This is a genomic window from Dyadobacter koreensis, from assembly GCF_900108855.1.
Classification (GTDB): Bacteria; Bacteroidota; Bacteroidia; order Cytophagales; family Spirosomataceae; genus Dyadobacter; species Dyadobacter koreensis.
Genome location: NZ_FNXY01000003.1, coordinates 771,512 through 789,332 on the forward strand (window position 1 = coordinate 771,512; position 17,821 = coordinate 789,332).

General features: G+C 40.5%; 15 protein-coding genes. 8 read left to right on the plus strand and 7 right to left on the minus strand.

All coding sequences use genetic code 11. The annotated features are described in order from the left end of the window. Window positions 1-35: 35 nt before the first annotated feature. Entirely contained in the window at window positions 36-2,189 is a 2,154-nt protein-coding gene (locus tag BMY70_RS11855) for a TonB-dependent receptor (RefSeq protein WP_090335370.1), read from the minus strand. A gap of 232 nt (window positions 2,190-2,421) precedes the next feature. On the opposite strand from BMY70_RS11855, the gene BMY70_RS11860 reads away from it, so the two are divergent. Both BMY70_RS11860 and BMY70_RS11870 read left to right on the plus strand, forming a co-directional pair. After that, a complete protein-coding gene (locus tag BMY70_RS11860; RefSeq protein WP_143072086.1) occupies window positions 2,422-2,766 on the plus strand; it encodes a hypothetical protein in 345 nt (114 codons plus the stop codon). Window positions 2,767-3,402: 636 nt separating this feature from the next. Further along, window positions 3,403-3,903, plus strand: a complete 501-nt coding sequence (locus BMY70_RS11870) for a hypothetical protein (protein WP_090335373.1) — start codon at window positions 3,403-3,405, stop codon at window positions 3,901-3,903. 256 nt (window positions 3,904-4,159) lie between these two features. Here BMY70_RS11870 and BMY70_RS11875 read toward each other — a convergent pair whose 3' ends face one another. The 5 genes from BMY70_RS11875 to greA all read right to left on the minus strand — a co-directional run bounded on the left by BMY70_RS11875 (window position 4,160) and on the right by greA (window position 8,634). Then, entirely contained in the window at window positions 4,160-5,425 is a 1,266-nt protein-coding gene (locus tag BMY70_RS11875) for an exo-beta-N-acetylmuramidase NamZ family protein (protein WP_090335374.1), read from the minus strand. Window positions 5,426-5,465: 40 nt separating this feature from the next. Beyond that, entirely contained in the window at window positions 5,466-6,518 is a 1,053-nt protein-coding gene (locus BMY70_RS11880; protein ID WP_090335517.1) for a PA0069 family radical SAM protein, read from the minus strand. A 57-nt stretch (window positions 6,519-6,575) separates the two neighbouring features. Next, window positions 6,576-7,646 (minus strand): M42 family metallopeptidase, encoded by a 1,071-nt coding sequence (locus tag BMY70_RS11885; protein WP_090335375.1) that lies wholly within the window; start codon window positions 7,644-7,646, stop codon window positions 6,576-6,578. A gap of 48 nt (window positions 7,647-7,694) precedes the next feature. After that, window positions 7,695-8,018 carry a hypothetical protein gene (locus BMY70_RS11890; protein WP_090335376.1) on the minus strand — a complete coding sequence of 108 codons (324 nt, stop codon included), beginning with the start codon at window positions 8,016-8,018 and terminating at the stop codon, window positions 7,695-7,697. A 133-nt stretch (window positions 8,019-8,151) separates the two neighbouring features. Next, the gene (gene greA, locus BMY70_RS11895; protein ID WP_090335377.1) at window positions 8,152-8,634 is read right to left on the minus strand and encodes a transcription elongation factor GreA; all 483 of its coding nucleotides are present in this window, start codon (window positions 8,632-8,634) and stop codon (window positions 8,152-8,154) included. Between the two features lie 236 nt (window positions 8,635-8,870). Between greA and fmt the strand changes: the two genes are divergently transcribed. The 4 genes from fmt (at window position 8,871) to BMY70_RS11920 (ending at window position 12,531) form a co-directional block, all read left to right on the plus strand. Then, window positions 8,871-9,791 carry a methionyl-tRNA formyltransferase gene (fmt, locus tag BMY70_RS11900; protein ID WP_229209575.1) on the plus strand — a complete coding sequence of 307 codons (921 nt, stop codon included), beginning with the start codon at window positions 8,871-8,873 and terminating at the stop codon, window positions 9,789-9,791. A 484-nt stretch (window positions 9,792-10,275) separates the two neighbouring features. Further along, the gene (locus BMY70_RS11910; RefSeq protein ID WP_090335379.1) at window positions 10,276-10,677 is read left to right on the plus strand and encodes a hypothetical protein; all 402 of its coding nucleotides are present in this window, start codon (window positions 10,276-10,278) and stop codon (window positions 10,675-10,677) included. A 3-nt stretch (window positions 10,678-10,680) separates the two neighbouring features. Further along, window positions 10,681-11,190, plus strand: a complete 510-nt coding sequence (locus BMY70_RS11915) for a dihydrofolate reductase (RefSeq protein WP_090335380.1) — start codon at window positions 10,681-10,683, stop codon at window positions 11,188-11,190. A 234-nt stretch (window positions 11,191-11,424) separates the two neighbouring features. Further along, window positions 11,425-12,531, plus strand: a complete 1,107-nt coding sequence (locus BMY70_RS11920; protein ID WP_090335381.1) for an alpha/beta hydrolase — start codon at window positions 11,425-11,427, stop codon at window positions 12,529-12,531. Window positions 12,532-12,607: 76 nt separating this feature from the next. Here the strand turns inward: BMY70_RS11920 and hslU are convergent, their stop codons facing one another. Then, window positions 12,608-14,005: an ATP-dependent protease ATPase subunit HslU gene (gene hslU / locus BMY70_RS11925; protein WP_090335382.1), complete on the minus strand. Its 1,398-nt coding sequence runs from the start codon at window positions 14,003-14,005 to the stop codon at window positions 12,608-12,610. Between the two features lie 366 nt (window positions 14,006-14,371). Here hslU and BMY70_RS11930 point away from each other — a divergent pair, with 366 nt between their 5' ends. Continuing rightward, window positions 14,372-16,657, plus strand: coding sequence for a GH92 family glycosyl hydrolase (locus BMY70_RS11930; protein ID WP_090335383.1), 2,286 nt, complete (start codon window positions 14,372-14,374; stop codon window positions 16,655-16,657). A gap of 166 nt (window positions 16,658-16,823) precedes the next feature. Then, the gene (locus tag BMY70_RS11935) at window positions 16,824-17,819 is read left to right on the plus strand and encodes an aldo/keto reductase (protein WP_090335384.1); all 996 of its coding nucleotides are present in this window, start codon (window positions 16,824-16,826) and stop codon (window positions 17,817-17,819) included. Window positions 17,820-17,821: the final 2 nt, after the last annotated feature.

The following is a 17,821-nucleotide window of genomic DNA, read 5'->3' on the forward strand; positions in this document are numbered from 1 at the left end:
TCAGATAGTAAGATTGTTACAATTCGTATTAGACTTCAGAGATTATTTAGCTGGTTTGCGTTTTTGTCTTTTGAAAGTGTGATAAATAAACCTGCGAAAAGCATTCTTGTAGCTCCCTGCCCCTCGGGAATCCTGGAAAATGCTCCTGTTTCATCCGGCTGACTGGCGTATGTATAACCGAACACGTTGTTTCTTCCAAGAATATTTGAACATGCGATGTGTAAGATCATGTTGGGCCTTGGCAAGTAACTCCAACTGAAACTGAGATCGCTATACGCCTTTGTTTTACTTTGCATTTCTCCGGAAAGATTAGGATCATTGAAAGTGTAACCGCTATTCCACGACCAGGAAGTGCCGAGCTGCGATTTTAGGCTGCTTATAAAATGTTTCACCACGACCGATCCATTGTGTTCAGGTGCGAAGGAAGGCTGTACTTTCGTTTTATAAGTAGAATATTTTCGCTTACTATTGATAAAACTATACGTAACCCAGAAGTCCGTATTTCTGAAAGTTTTTTTATCACGGTAAAAAACATCTGCCCCCCTTGCGTAACCGGAACCTTCCTGTGAGATGTTAACGGGAGCTCGATCTGTGCCGCTATATGTTGCGAGATTTTCGTAAGTTTTATAAAAAGCCTCAGCACGTAAAGTCCTGTTATTACTGACAATGAAGTAGTTAAAGATATAGTGACTGGCTTCGGCATTTTTCAGATTGTTTTGCAAAACTCTTAACTTCTCATCCGGCAACTGATGGAATCTGCCGGCAGCAATTGAAAATTGTCCCTGGTCATTTATTTTATATGCAAGAGATGCGCGGGGATCAAGCCAGTATTGTTTTGCAATGGTACTATACCCGTTTCGAAGTCCACCTCTAAAAATCAGTTTATTGCTGAAATAATAATCGGCTTCTACAAAATAAATTAATTGATTATCAAAAATATTTCGTCTCAGTTTATCGTCAACCAACTCTTCTGAATATGCTTTCAGGTACCATTCTACTCCGTTTTTTAAAGAAAGCTGGGAGCTAAAATCTTTTACGGCAACCAGCTTTGCATGTCCAACCTGATTAATCTGGCGAATCGGTTCGTAATTTAAGTTAACCGCGTCCCGATTGTGCGAATAGGCTAATCCTCCATAAAAGGACCAGTCATTCTTTTCAACCTGACGAAACGAAAGATTTCCATAGGAATAGCGATTGTTGATCTGCACGCGGTTTCCTCTGCCAGCCTCACCAGGAACTGCTTGCCAGATTGCCATCAAAGATCCTTCCGTATGCGCGTATGCCTTGATAAATCCGGCTTTTCCCCATTTTTGTTTCAACGAAACCTCCGTGTCCCAGCTTACCGGACTTTTTTCCCAGTCAAATTTTTGACTGATCAGCGACTGATAAGGTGCTAGATTATAATAATTCCCCGAAGCTGTCAGCGCATTTCTCTTCCCGACCAGCGTTTGTGTATACCCGCCTCCCAGCGACATAATGCTCAGATCACCCTGATTTCTTAGCGGCATATCCAGCGTATTCAACGCAAGCGCGGAAGAAAGAGCCTGCCCATATTCTGCGGAATAACCGCCGGTACTGAAAAAAGAGCCTTTGAACAAATTAGGACTAAAACGATTTCTCGTAGGCACATTCGTGGCTGTGCTACCATAGGCGTTTCCAACTTGCAATCCATCAATAAAAATCGAAGTTTCGGAAGCGTCTCCGCCCCTGACGAATAAGCGGCCATCATTGCCAACCGTGGAAGTGCCGGGAAGTGTCAGCAAAGCAGCTGTGATATCACCCATAGCTCCCGAAGTTGTCACAATATCCACAGGTTTCAAAACAACAGCTTTTTTCACGTCGCTCGCCTCCATCGCTCCGGCAGTGATAGTTACAGCGGTAAGCACCTGGATACTTTCCGACAAAGTAATTTGAAATGTCATGGGCTGACCCGAACAGATAGTTTCTTTTTCCTGAACTTTAAAACCCAAGGCCTGGAAAGTCACTGTCTGATTGCCCGTTTCGGTAGTTTCAAATCTGAAATTTCCATTTTCGTCTGACGAAACTCCATCGTAAGTACCTTTGATAAAAACATTTGCACCTGAAATTCCTACGCCTTTTTGATCTGAAATTTTGCCGGTTATTACAGTCTGGCCAAAAATAGAACTACATGTAAAAAGTAGAGATAAGGAGATAAATAGTGCTTTCATAGTGACCGTCTGGTTAAGAGATAGTCAAAATTGAAGATTGCTCAGACATAGAAAAATTACGATTGACCGAAGTCTAAAAATTTGTGGATCAAGTTGATAATTTAGTTGCTGAACTGTTTCTGTATTTATGGCAAGAAACCGGCAATCAACCAAGCTTCTCATGGAATAATATTTTTAGTGTTTGTTATCAATAAAAACTTCATCTTGTCAAACACTTCAAACGAAACCAATTATGAAAAAGTCCAGATTGTTTTTAACCGCCACGCTTTTAGCCCTCCCCTTCTTCACCTTTGCACAGAGTAATGATTCATATCGAAGAAGAACCTCGAAAAGAACCACGGTCATGGACACGTCAAAACGTGTGGATTTACAGAAAGATCCCGTAATTAAAGAAAACGCCCCGATTTTGAATGATAATGGCAATGCTAATACGAACGGGTCAGTTGACGGCAGCAGAAGCAGCACCGGCAGACCTGGCATTGACTCAACCACAAGTTATACAAGAAAAAGAAAAAGGACCATAACGTCAGGGGGAGTCATATATCCGGATACCACGAAAAAAAATCCGAAACCGTAAAGCAGGGATTAGTTTTAATAATGCCTGCTCATTATTGATCGCTATTCAGATTAAAATTTTTACTACAAAAATACTTTGAAGTAGTTTTTATCAAAACTGTAAGACGACTACACTTTCTCGAATTAATTTAGTTAACGGTTTGTAACCCCCGGCAGAAAAACCTAATCTTGTGTCACCATTAGTGAACATCGGCACACACATTCCTGGATCATAGTATACACCCGCTGATTTAATTAAAATACGAGAATACATTTAATCTAACTTTCTAGAATAACCTCTACAATATTTTTTAAACATGAAGGATTCACAGGAAAATCAATCTGTGTTCGATGGAAAAAGTAGATTTTTTGTTTCGTTATTTGGATTGTTAGTTTTGCTTATAATACTGTATAATATCATGGAATATGTATGGTGGTAGGGTTAACTAATTTCAAAACAACTTAAAAAACTTGCTTCTGTCAACTTTTCCGGAAGCAGTCCGGAGAAGCGTATCACATACTTCGTTTTCAAGGTTACCAACGGCTTCCTTGCTGAATGAGAATAATTCTGCAAAAATTTTCGTAAAATTTCACGATTTATAGTATTCTTACTATGAACGATGCTTTTATTTGCAGTTCTCAACGTAATTTCAAACAAATGCCGTCAAGAAAACGTAAAAATTCCAAATTAAAGAAAGTAGCAATTGAATGGCTTAAATGGATTAGTGCCATTGTTCCTGTACTGGCATTTATCTACATCTTGTATTACTACAATCAGCTTGATTTCCTGAAGAAAGAGAAACAGGTTGGTTCGGTCACCACCGTGTTAGACGAAAAAGATTCTGCAAAACTCGCTCAGGTCATACAGAAACCTAAATTTCAGGAAGACTTCAAGATAATCGAAAATGAATGGCACTTGGTAGGCGGAATTGCAATTCACAATCTGGAAATTGAAAATAAGACAAAGCGTGCCGCAAAAAGTGTTGATGTTGAATTCAAGTACCTTTCCGATACTCAGGAGGCACTGACGACTAAAACAATCACGATTAAAAAAGATTTACCACCAGGAAAATCTACAAAAATAACAAATGTAAGTGTTGGCTTTGTCAACAATGCAGCAGTGGGCTGTGACCCAAAGGTGCTTGTTGCAAAATTCTGATTGTTTGAAACTTTGGAACATCCGCTTTTCAGATTTGCTCGATTGGCAGGCAGTCGTATGTTTTAATTCTCAGAACTTTTAAGAATTTTTTAGAGCGGATCAATCTATTTGATCCGCTCTTTTCGTATATGAAACCGGAAGACTTTAATTCCTTCCGATAGATATATTTTACAATATCTAATCTCGTTGAGTAAAAATTAAACAACCCTGAGACGATGCCTCAGGGTTGTTTTGTTATATACAATGCTAATATTTTCTATTGATATAGGAGATATTTTTTGCGCATGTTTTTATAATCTGTCAAACCAGGTTCCCAACTTTTTCTTATTTCTTCTTCGGAAACACCTGAAATGATTTGCTTTTTCAAATTTTCTGTCCCTGCCAGTTTATCAAAATTCCCCATTTGTTTGCTTTGTGACATATCGAAAAATTTCGCTTTATCAGGGTATGCTTTGTACATCTCAATAAGCAATTTCAAATTAATTTGTTTGCTCTTCCGCAAAGATGCAACATCATATTTACGAAGGTCAACTCCATAACATTCCTGATTCTGATGCAAGGGTGTTTCGCTCATCCCCGGAATACTTTTTGGCGTAAAAGAGAACTCATATTTCCCTTTTAAAAGAGGTGCGCCCAAAACTGTAAAAGGCATGTAAGTCCCTCTACCCTGGCTCACAATCGTTCCTTCGAACGGACATATACTTGGGTAGAGCACAATAGACTGCTGACTATTCAGATTCGGCGATGGAAAAACAGGAAGATCGTAAGGCGTATCATGGGTGTAGTTAGCTACTTTAATGATTTTTAATTTACATTGTAACTGTCCCGGAAGCCATTTTTCACCATTCAACATCTGTGCAAATTCTCCCATCGTCATCCCGTGCGTGATCGGAATTTTATGCATACCAATTCCGGAATAAAGATGATTTTCGAGGATCGGTCCGTCGACAACATAACCATTTGGGTTTGGACGGTCAAGTATCATTAATTCTTTATTATTTTCAGCACACGATTCCATCACGTGATCCAGTGTATTGATATAGGTGTAAAAACGACAGCCAACATCCTGAATATCAAATATTACCAGATCAACATCCGCTAAGTGTTCTTTACTGGGCTTCTTTAATTTTCCATAAAGTGAAATCACCGAAATCCCTGTTTTAGGATCTTTTTCATCACTGACTTTTGCACCATTGCTTGCGTTTCCACGGAATCCATGTTCAGGACCAAATATTTTTACGATGTTGATACCTAAGGCAAGCAGGCTGTCAACACTCGGTGTTTTGCCAATAATTGAGGTTTGGTTTACGACCATAGCAACCCGTTTTCCTCTCAAATATTTAAGATATTCGGAAGTCTGATCAGCGCCGGTTATGATGGTTTTGGCCACTGGTTGACTATTATTTTCAAGTGAATCAGCAGTCGCCAAAAAAGGACTTTTACCTCCTGACGAACTGGCACAACTGCTGGTAATGATGCCGACACAGGCAAAAAAACTTAAAGCCAGAATATTTTTTTTCATAGATAACGGGTTTAGAAATTTGATGTGACAAATAACATTTTTAGAACAATTTCATTTGTCCACCTTTTATAAAAAGTGACGTATTCAATTCAGTTCGCTCTTTCTCACCAAAATATTTGCGGCAGGCGAGCGCATGTAATTGCCGGATATGCTCGGCATACTTTCCTTCACCGCTCATGCGAAGTCCATAACGGGAATCATTAACCTGCCCGCCGTGGCACTCTTTGATCTGATTCAAAACTTTCGATGCTTTGTCGGGAAAGTGATGGTTCACCCACTCATTAAATATCTCTCCGATTGAACCATTCAGCCTGACGACAGTATAACCAGCCCACACCGCTCCGGCTTCGGCCGCTCCCTGAATAATTGATGGGATTTCGTGATCATTTAAACCGGGAATAATTGGTGCCGTCATCACACCCATTTCTACACCAACCTCATGAAGTGCCTTTATGACTTGCAGACGACGTTTTCCTGTGACAGTTCTTGGTTCTAATTTTCCCCGCAAATCTTCATTCAGCGAGGTAATCGAAACAGCGCCATGAACAAGATTTAACTTTGCCAGCTTTTCAAGAATATCAAGATCCCGAAGAATGAGGGCATTTTTTGTCAAAATGCTCACCGGATTCCGATATTTTAAGCAGATTTCCAACATTTGTCTGGTAAGCTGGTATATTTTCTCTGCAGGTTGATAACAATCCGTATTTCCGGAAAAGAAAATAGTTTGCGGTTCCCAGCTTCTTGAGTTTAAAAGTTTTTCTAAAAGCTGCGGCGCGTTTTTCTTTACAACAATCTTTGTTTCAAAGTCAAGACCGGCTGAAAACCCCCAATACTCGTGGGAGTTCCGCGCATAGCAGTAAATGCAACCATGCTCGCAACCCCGGTAAGGATTTATTGAATTAAAATGCCGCAGATCAGGACTATCCGATTTGCTCAGAATTGACTTTGAAATTTCTTCAATAAACAGTGTTTTTGGATTTGTTGCAGGCTCTTCCCATTGCATCCAATCTTCCGAAGTATATTCAATTTCCTGTTTCCGAAATTTATTATCGGTGTTGATCCCCGCGCCTCTGCCCCTCGCCCTGTTGTCCATATGATGAAGTGTTTTTGTGCATGGAATAGATTTTTCCATGCACAACTCAATATTTTTTTACTTTATATACCTGAAATCCTCATTTCCTTTTAGAGAAAGAAGCACGTCATACATAAGCTGGATCACGTTTTGAACATCATCTTTATGTACCATTTCAACCGTTGTATGCATATATTTTAAAGGAAGAGAAATCAGTGCCGATGCAATCCCTTCGGTAGAATAAGCAAAGGCATCGGTATCCGTTCCTGTTGAGCGGCTCACGGCCTGGCGCTGGAAAGGAATACCCTTTTCCTCGGCAACATTGATCAACAAATCACGCACATTATTCTGAACGGCTGGCCCGTAACAGATCACCGGTCCGTTTCCGCATTTCAAATCACCCTGTTCTTTTTTGTTGTACATAGGTGACTGCGTATCATGCGTTACATCCGTACAAATTGCCAGATCAGGTTTTAATCTGCGGGAAATCATTTCCGCACCGCGCAGGCCTATTTCCTCCTGAACCGCGTTCACGATATAAAGCGTAAATGGCAGATTTACATTATTTTCACGAAGCATCCGGGCAACTTCCGCGATCATAAAACCACCCATACGGTTGTCCAGCGCACGACCAACGTAGAATTTTTCGTTTAATTCATCCAGACCGTCTACAAAGGTTACAACCGTGCCAACATGAATTCCCATTTCCAATACTTCGTCCTTTTTGGCAGCGCCTACATCGATGAAAAGTTCGTGCACTTTTGGAACCTGATCCTTCGCTGTATCACGTACGTGGATTGCGGGCCAGCCAAAAACACCTTTTACTATACCTTTTGCCGTATGCAAGTTGACACGCATTGAAGGCGCAATCGCTGCGTCAGAACCCCCGTTGCGGCGAACATGAATATATCCGTCGTCAGAAATATAATTTACAAACCAGGAAATCTCATCCGAATGTGCTTCAATAACTACCTTGTACTCCTGCCCGCCGCCAATGACACCCACTGCCGTTCCATAGACATCAATTATTTGTTCATCGATATAAGGTTTGATATAATCCAGCCAGATCTGTTGTCCGGTCACTTCAAATCCTGTTGGGGAAGCATTGTTTAAATACTTGTATAAAAACGATTTACTTTCTTCGGTCATACTATTTTATTTGAATTGTGTAATCACTCGGTAACTGGAATTTTTCTTTTATAAATATTTTAGAAATCCCCAGAATTTTCGGTTCTCAAGATATTCAAAATCGCGCTCATTTGCATAAGCTTCGCGCTCAAAAGATATATTTAAATAGGCTTGATGATGTTTCCGGTACTGAACCAGCCGGATCAGGTATTCGATGAAATACCAGATGTAAAATGGAATCAAACCAAGTTCAAGCTGTTGCCGCAGATGGATCACCTCATGGTATATCAGAACTTTTCCTGGCTTTTTATTTTTTGAAAATACAAAAGGAAAAATTGCAATTCCCTCCACCCATAGGAATGAAAATGTGAATAAATATCCCTTGAATTTCATCGCAGTTTTCTTAGTAAAACCCAAGTTTAAACAAAAAATGTTGAATTGCGCTATGAAAAATCATATAGCAATTCAACATTTTTTTATTCGGTCTTATCTGTAATTTCAACAAACAGCCTCGATCTGTTTTATCCTATTCACTAAATCTGCTGATATCCAAAACCTCAAATTCCATCAAACCTGCCGGCACTTTTATCTCCGCGGTTTCTCCCAGTTTTTTACCCAAAAGTCCCTTTCCAATTGGAGATCCGATGGAGATTTTTCCTGCTTTTAAATCCGCTTCTTCTTCTGAAACCAGCGTATACGTTACCTCCATCCCGTTTTTACGGTTTTTAATCTTCACTTTCGAAAGGATCGCAACCTGCGAATTGTCGATCGACGATTCATCAATAACACGAGCATTCGACATAATTTCCTCCAACTTCGCAATCTTCATTTCATGCATTCCCTGCGCATCTTTCGCTGCGTCATATTCAGCATTTTCACTTAGATCGCCTTTGTCCCGAGCCTCTGCAATCTGGGCAGCAATAGCAGTACGGCCCTTGGTTTTCATGTCGTTTAATTCTTGCTTCAGTTTGTTTAATCCTTCCTCGGTATAGTATGAAATTTTAGCCATTTCTTGATTATGTTTAAATATTTTCAATGTTTAAAATTGGTGCCTGGGCAAAAAAAAAAGAACGGTTCCAAGACCGTTCTACAAGAGTTCGTTTCAACCCGTAGTAGAAGACTAGAAAACCTCAGATTTTCGACAGCGATATCTTTTTATCTTTTCCATTGTTTTTAATATGAACGACAAAAATAGCAATATTTGTAAATGGTAACAAGCCAAATAGTCAAAAGCAGATACAATCCATGCCTGAAAAATTAAGAATCATTTTCATGGGAACACCAGAATTTGCTGTTCCAAGTTTAAGAAGTCTGGTAGAGAGCAATTCTAATGTAATTGCTGTAATTACCGTGCCAGATAAACCTGCCGGCCGTGGCCAAAAGCAAATGTCTTCCCCCGTAAAAATATACGCAGAAGAACAGGGAATTCCTGTTCTTCAACCAGAAAAACTCAAAAACCCTGAGTTTATTGCCCAATTAAAGGCTTTAAATGCAGATTTGCAAGTAGTGGTTGCATTTAGAATGCTGCCTGAAATTGTGTGGAATATGCCGAAGTATGGCACTTTCAATCTGCATGGTTCTCTTTTGCCGCAATACAGAGGCGCGGCGCCGATCAACTGGGCGGTGATCAACGGGGAAACAGAATCGGGTGTCACGACTTTCTTTATTGAAAAAGAAATTGATACCGGAAAAATTATTTTTCAGGAAAGAGATCCTATCTCGCCTGATGATGATGCCGGTTCGGTTTATGAGCGATTGATGGAAATCGGCGGAAAGCTGGTTTTAAAAACCGTCCGGGCAATTGAGGAAGGTAACTATCCACAGGAGTCTCAGGATGAGTCGAAAGAAATTAAGCTTGCGCCAAAAATTTTCCGTGAAACCTGTGAGATCGACTGGACTAAACCGGCAGAAAAAATTCATAATTTCGTAAGAGGTCTTTCGCCATATCCAGCCGCCTGGACCACATTGAACGGACTTTCCTGCAAAATATTCAAAACAAGTATGACCGAGGATTCCAGTGCCGGAGAACCAGGAGAATTCAGAACCGACAACAAGACGCTCTTACAATTCCGGACGGGCGATTTTTGGCTTGCTGTTGAAGTTTTGCAATTGGAGGGGAAAAAGAAAATGGCAATCGGGGATTTTTTGAGAGGGGCGAAATTGTAAATATTGGTTTGGGTTGGATATTAGTTAGGCGGACAATATTACGGTGCGCTGCACCTTAATAATCATTCGATTAGCTGGTTTTTCTACAAATGTTCTGGTGCGCTGCACTGTTGGTTCTAAAAAAGCAGTATACCCGGCTGTTTGAAACAAAAATTCAATAGCGACAATACCCAAGGTACATGGCACCGACATAATTGTAGAAGATCCATTGCAAAAAACAAATCCAAAGGTGCAGAGCACCGAAATGATTGTAGAAAAATCAATTGCAAAAAAACAAATCCAAGGTGCAGAGCACCGAAAGAATTGTAGAAAAATCAATTGCAAAAAAACAAATCCAAAGGTGCAGAGCACCGAAAGAATTGTAGAAAAATCAATTGCAAAAAACAAGTCCAAAGGTGCAGAGCAGCGAAATGATTGTAGAAAAATCAATTGCAAAAAAACAAATCCAAGGTGCAGAGCACCGAAAGAATTGTAGAAAAATCAATTGCAAAAAAACAAATCCAAAGGTGCAGAGCACCGAAAGAATTGTAGAAAAATCAATTGCAAAAAAACAAATCCAAAGGTGCAGAGCACCGAAATGATTGTACAAAAATCAATTGCAAAAAAACAAATCCAGGGTGCAGAGCACCGACATAATTGTAGAAAAATCAATTGCAAAACAAATCCAAAGGTGCAGAGCACCGAAAGAATTGTAGAAAAATCCATTGCAAAAACAAGTCCAAAGGTGCAGAGCACCGAAATGATTGTAGAAAAATCAATTGCAAAAAAACAAATCCAAGGTGCAGAGCACCGACATAATTGTAGAAAAATCAATTGCAAAACAAGTCCAAAGGTGCAGAGCACCGAAAGAATTGGTAGCTCGTCTGATCATAATAATAAAAATTAACAAATGCTTCTTTCAATCATCGTTGCCGTTTCAGAAAACGGTGTTATAGGTTTAGATAACCAATTAATCTGGCGTTTACCAGATGATTTAAAACGTTTCAAAAAACTCACCCTGGGCCATCCGATGATCATGGGAAGAAAAACTTTTGAATCCATTGGAAAACCGCTTCCGGGGAGGCAATCCATCATCATCACCCGGGACAAAGATTTTTCTTTTGAAGGCACAATTGTCACCCACTCTTTGCAAGAAGCAATTGAGGAGGCAGAAAAAATTGAAACAGCAGAGGCTTTTATTATCGGAGGCGGTGATATCTACCGTCAGGTCCAGGCGAACTGCGACAAAATTTACATCACAGAAGTTCATACCCGGGTCGAAGGCGATACCTTTTTTCAGATAGAAAATCCTGGATTGTGGCACGAAACCGAGCGAGCGCATCATGAAGCTGACGAAAAACACCTATTCTCTTTTGATTTCGTAGATTTGAGCAGGAAATCAGCTGACAGCATAGTATAATTCTGATATAGAGCCGGGTATCTGATCATAAATCCCAAGCTTCAGATAGACAAATTCCCAATTGTCTGGAATTACAGCTGAATTAATTCATGCGCCAGTGTCATGATTTTATCATTCAGTATAACTTGGTCAAGAAATGATAGAGAATGTATGCTAAACTATTCATTCTGTTACCACTCGTTACAATTTTGTCGTAAATTTACGCCCTCATATCGACCCCGTGTTACGCAAAGAATGTTAAAAGAATTAGATACGTTACAAGAAACGCTTACAATAACGTTAACAACATCCGACTCAGACAATCGTCCCATATTTATTACTGGAAATTTTTGCAAATGGTTGCCGGACCTTCCTCATTACCAAATGACGAAGGTCGGTCCCGGACGTTACAGTTTCCAATTCCCAACAGACTTCGGGTTTCCTTTTCCACTTGAATACAAATATACAAGAGGTGGCTGGGATCAGGTAGAACTTGATCGTTATGGACGACCTTATGGCAACCGGTATATTAATCAAAATGCAGGAAATATCAACGATTTTGTGACGCGTTGGCAGCTTGATAAGTCCACTAAGCTGGACTTAATGCCGATCGTCGAGATATTATCAGAGACGTTCGAAATCCCGCAGCTGAAAAAAGAGCGTAAGGTTTACGTGCTTTTGCCGCATGATTATTACGCGCAACCTGATCGTCGCTATCCGGTTTTGTACATGACCGATGCACAAAATCTTTTCGGTGACCGTTCTCACTACGGAAGTTGGGAAATTGACCGAAGTCTGGCCGCTTTGGCGGGTGAAGATAAGGCCAATGTTATAATCGTCGCAATAGACCATGGCGGCGATGAACGCGTTCAGGAATTTTCTCCTTATGACAATCCTAATCTGGGAAAGGGCCTGGGTAATCTGTTTCTGAAATTCGTTACTGAAACGCTTAAGAAGCATATTGATACAACTTACCGTACGCTTCCGGATCGTTTGAATACAGGAATGGGCGGCAGTTCGGTTGGCGGTTTGCTAAGTATGTATGCTGCACTTATGTACCCGAATATTTTTGGCCGTTTGATGATTTTTTCGCCCTCCTTATGGATCTCACGTAAAATATATTTCGACGCAATCCACTTTTTTGAACCCTTCGAAACACGCATTTACTTATATGGTGGCGGACAGGAAGGTTCTGAAATGATTCCTAATATTGAAAAATTGCAGGAAACCTTAAAAAATCAAGGATTTGGATACAGCCGTGTTAAAATAAAAGCTTCCCTGAATCCAACCGGTAAACATACCGAAGAATGTTGGGGAAAAGAATTTTCAAAAGCTTTAAAATGGTTATACTCAGGAGAATAACCATCTTCTGTTCCAAACAAAAAATCCCTAACCTGACGTAAACCATTGGGTTAGGGATTTTTCTTAAAACAGGATTTTAAAGAATGAACTGGCTTAAATCTCTGTTTTTAATCAAATGTGCTAACTTTTCGTTAACCAGATCCGCGGTAACAACAATGTTAGAATCCGGTCCGATTACGTCCGGAATATCAAACATAAAGTCATTCAGCAACAGGCTCATAACGGTTTGCAAACGGCGCGCACCAATATTTTCGACTTCACTGTTTACTTCGAAAGCAATACGCGCCATTTCACGAAGTGCCCCGTCTTCAAATTGAAGTTCGACGCCTTCCGCTTCCATCATCGCTTCATATTGTTTTGTCAGTGCGTTCTTAGGCGTTTTAAGAATTTGATAAAAATCACTTTCCGTCAAACTATTCAGCTCCACGCGAATTGGAAAACGTCCTTGTAACTCAGGTATCAAATCAGACGGCTTCGCGACGTGAAATGCTCCGGCAGCGATAAACAGAATATGATCTGTATTGATCACGCCATGTTTTGTGTTCACGGCACTTCCTTCCACAATCGGAAGCAAATCACGCTGTACACCTTCACGACTTACATCAGGTCCGCTTCCGCCAGAACGGCTTGAAGCCACTTTATCAATCTCATCGATGAAAATAATACCAAGATTTTCTGCTTTCTGAATGGCTTCCAGTTTTACCTCATCCATATCGATCAGCTTTCCTGCTTCCTCATCCAGCAGAAGTTTTTTGGCCTCGGCAACGGTTACCTTCCGTTTTTTACCACGACGGGGAACCATGTTGCCGATCATTTCCTGAATATTCATCATCGAAATATCGTCCATGGCACCGCCGATCATACCAACACTTGGAGACTGGTTTTGCTGAACTTCAATTTCAATTTTACGATCATCCAGATCGCCGTTTCTGATTTTTTCACGGAAACGTTCACGTGTACGCTGGTTCAACTCGTTGTCATCCTCCGGAATCGCTCCATTGGATTCACCATTTTCAGGACGAGGTTTCACCGCGCTGCTTCCATGAATCGGAGGAATAAGGGCATCCAGAATAATATCTTCAACAGCTTGTTCAGCCTTGATTTTTACTTCTTCTTTCTTTTGGGTACGCACCATACCAACGGCTTGTTCTACTAGGTCGCGTACCATACTTTCAACGTCACGACCGACATAACCAACCTCTGTAAACTTTGAAGCTTCAACTTTTACAAAAGGTGCATCTGCGATTTTTGCCAGACGGCGGGCAATTTCAGTTTTACCAACACCGGTCGCCCCGATCATCAGGATATTGTTGGGAATAATTTCTTTTTGAATATCCTCGGGACTATTCATCCGCCTCCATCTGTTCCGCAAAGCGATGGCAACATTACGTTTTGCGTCATTTTGTCCGATTATATACTGATCCAATTCAAAGACAATTTGTCGTGGAGTAAGGCGATTTAAGTGTTCGGTCATAATGGAATTATCAAGGTACTTTAAACTAAAAATTTCGAAATATCTGCTTGGAACGAAGGAAAAAGCATTTTCTTGCTAAAATATTCGATATAAGCTTAAACAATCTTGTTTAAATCTATGCTTATAAAAATCTTTTTTGAATTATCTGTCCTTCCATCCCAAGGTTAAAAAAATGATACCAACAGGAAATAATTCCTGACGATAAGCGCGAGTAAATCTTTTTAGTAAATTGCCGTCCGAAAAAAGCAGCCTGCAATGGAATAGTCCCGTGAATTCATCCTTTAAGGAACACTAAAAGGATTTAGCCTCGATTTATATTAACTTGTTTCCCTGCTACCATAAACTCAAAAAGGATTATCCCTTGACATGAAAAAAATTATCTCCTGTATCGCCTTTTTTACCCTTTTGACACATGCCCACGTGTTTGCCCAAACGGTGCCAACGACAACCAATCTGGTTGATTTTGTCAATCCACTGATGGGAACTCAATCCAAATTCAGTTTATCATCCGGAAACACCTACCCTGCCATTGCATTGCCCTGGGGGATGAATTTCTGGATGCCGCAGACCGGAAAAATGGGAGACGGATGGAGCTATATGTATGACGCCGAAAAAATCCGAGGTTTCAAACAAACCCACCAGCCAAGTCCCTGGATCAATGATTACGGTCAATTTTCAATCATGCCGATGACAAGTTTGAAAATTGAAGAAAACGCCCGTGCGAGCTGGTTTTCTCACAAAGCAGAAGTTGTCAAGCCAAATTATTACAAAGTATATCTGGCTGACTATGATGTGACTACTGAAATTGCACCGACCGAACGTGCTGCCCAGTTTCGTTTTACGTTTCCCAAATCAGACAGTTCTTACGTATTGCTGGATGCTTTCGACAGAGGTTCCTATGTAAAAGTGATTCCTTCGGAACGTAAAATCATTGGTTATACTACCAAAAACAGCGGCGGTGTCCCTGCCAATTTCAAGAATTATTTCGTTCTGGTTTTTGACAAAGCTTTCAAGTTTTCATCTGCATGGAGCAAGTATAAGATCACAAAAGATACGCTTGAAATTAAAGCAAATCACGTAGGTGCCGTGGTCCGTTTTGAAACAAAAACAGGAGAGAAAATCGGATTAAAAGTAGCTTCTTCTTTTATAAGCTACGAGCAGGCTGAAAGGAACCTTACTAACGAACTTGGAAAAGACACGTTCGATGAAACGCAGGAAAAAGGTCGTAAAATCTGGAACGAGGAACTTTCAAGAATCACCGTTGAGGGTGATAATATCGACGAGATCCGCACATTCTATTCTTGTCTTTACCGCGTACTGTTGTTTCCAAGAAAGTTCTATGAATATGACGCAAAGGGCAAAGTAGTACATTACAGTCCATATAATGGCGAAGTTCGTCCGGGTTATATGTTCACGGATAATGGGTTCTGGGATACGTTCCGGGCCGTTTTCCCATACTTTACTTTGATGTACCCGACGCTGAACGCCCATATTATGGAAGGTTTAGCAAATGCTTATGACGAAAGCGGATTTTTACCGGAATGGGCAAGTCCGGGTCACCGCGACTGTATGATCGGTTCCAATTCTGCTTCTTTGATCACGGATTCTTACGTAAAAGGTATACGCGGTTATGATATTGAAAAACTATATGCAGCTATTATTAAAAATACAGAGAATGCAGGCCCTGTAAGCTCTGTTGGGCGTTTCGGACATGATTACTACAACAAGTTAGGTTATGTTCCTTATGATGTAAAAATTAATGAAAATGCGGCCCGGACCTTGGAATATGCTTATGCTGATTTTTGTATTTCTCAATTGGCCAAAGAATTGAAAAAACCACAGACTGAAATTGATCTTTATCTTAAAAGAAGCCAGAATTACCGTAATCTATTTGATCCGCAGACAAAATGGATGCGTGGAAAAAATGAAGATGGAAAGTTCCAGGCACCTTTCAATCCATTCAAATGGGGTGACGCCTTTACAGAAGGAAACAGCATTCACTATACATGGTCTGTGTTTCAGGATGTGAAAGGTCTGGTAGGTCTGATGGGCGGCAGAGAAGCTTTTGTCCAGAAACTGGATTCTGTTTTCACAATGCCTCCAATCTTTGACGACAGCTATTATGGTTTCCCAATCCACGAAATCCGGGAAATGCAGATTATGAATATGGGTAATTATGCACACGGAAACCAGCCGATTCAGCATATGATTTATCTGTATAACTACGCCGGAGCACCTTCAAAAGCTCAATATTGGTTGCGTCAGGTAATGAAAAAATTATATCAGCCAACACCGGACGGATACTGCGGCGATGAAGATAACGGACAAACCTCTGCCTGGTATGTTTTCTCTTCTTTGGGTTTCTATCCTGTGACTCCTGGAACGACACAGTATGTTATTGGCTCTCCGCTTTTTAAGAAAGCTACAATTACGTTGGAAGACGGAAAGAAATTTACAATCGAATCGCCAAAAACAAGCGCTGCAAATATGTACGTGGACGGAGCGACAATGAATGGAAAGGCATATCAGAATGTTTATCTTGAACATAAGGATATCCAGAACGGCGGAACGCTTCAATTCAACATGACAGACAAGCCTTCAAAAGCTTGGGGTGTTAAACCGGAGGTTGTGCCGTTCTCACTAACTAAATAGTTTTAGGTTAGGTAGGTGACACAGTGAACCACAGAAAAAATGAAGAGGTACACAGAGATTGTTTAAATAAAACTCTGTGTACCTCTTTCTAGCTCTGTGGTTCTCTGTGTTACCCTAACTGTGGAATAGTTGTTTTAGAACGATATTAAACAAAAACCTAATTTTTATGCTTTATCGAAAACTTGGACATTCTGATCTTGAAATTTCAGTAGTAACCTTTGGCGCCTGGGCAGCTGGCGGATGGATGTGGGGCGGTACAGAACGCAGTGAAGCGGTGAAAGCAATTCGCTCTTCTTACGATGTCGGCGTAACTTCGATTGATACTGCTCCGGTTTACGGACAAGGTTTAAGTGAGGAAATTGTTGGCGAAGCGATTAAAAACATTCCCCGCGACAAAGTACAGATCCTGACAAAATACGGAATGCGCTGGGACCTTGCAAAAGGAGACCTGGCTATGCACAGTAAAGACAACAACGGAAATGCTATTGACATTTATAAATATGCTGCAAAGGATAGCGTTATCAAAGAATGTGAAGATAGTCTGAAACGACTTGGAACAGACTATATTGATCTTTATCAAATTCATTGGCACGATAAAACAACGCCGGTTGAAGAAACGATGGAAGCGGTTTCTCAGCTGATTAAACAAGGAAAAGTGCGTCATGCGGGCGTTTGTAATTATGACGCCAATCTGATGCGCGAAGCTTCCAACCATATTGATCTGGTTTCCGATCAGGTTCCTTATAGTATGGTGAAGCGCGATATCGAAAAGGAAGTTGTTCCTTACTGCCTTGAACACGACAAATCTATTTTAGCCTATAGCCCGTTGGAACGTGGTTTGTTAACCGGCAAAATGAAGCCCGGATACAAATTTGGCACAGACGATCACCGTGCTGATATCTATTTCTACAAGGATGAAAACCTGAAACGCGTCAACGAATTTCTTGATAAAATTAAGCCTATTGCTGATGAAAAACATGCAACGTTAGGTCAGTTAGTGATCAGATGGACTGTTGAACAGCCTGGGATAACGATCGCACTTGTCGGTGCACGTGATGCAGAACAGGCTGTACAAAATGCGAAAGCAATGGATATTGACTTAACCAAAGAGGAATTGAAATTTATTTCAACCGAACTGGACGCACTAGAACTTATTAAATAAAA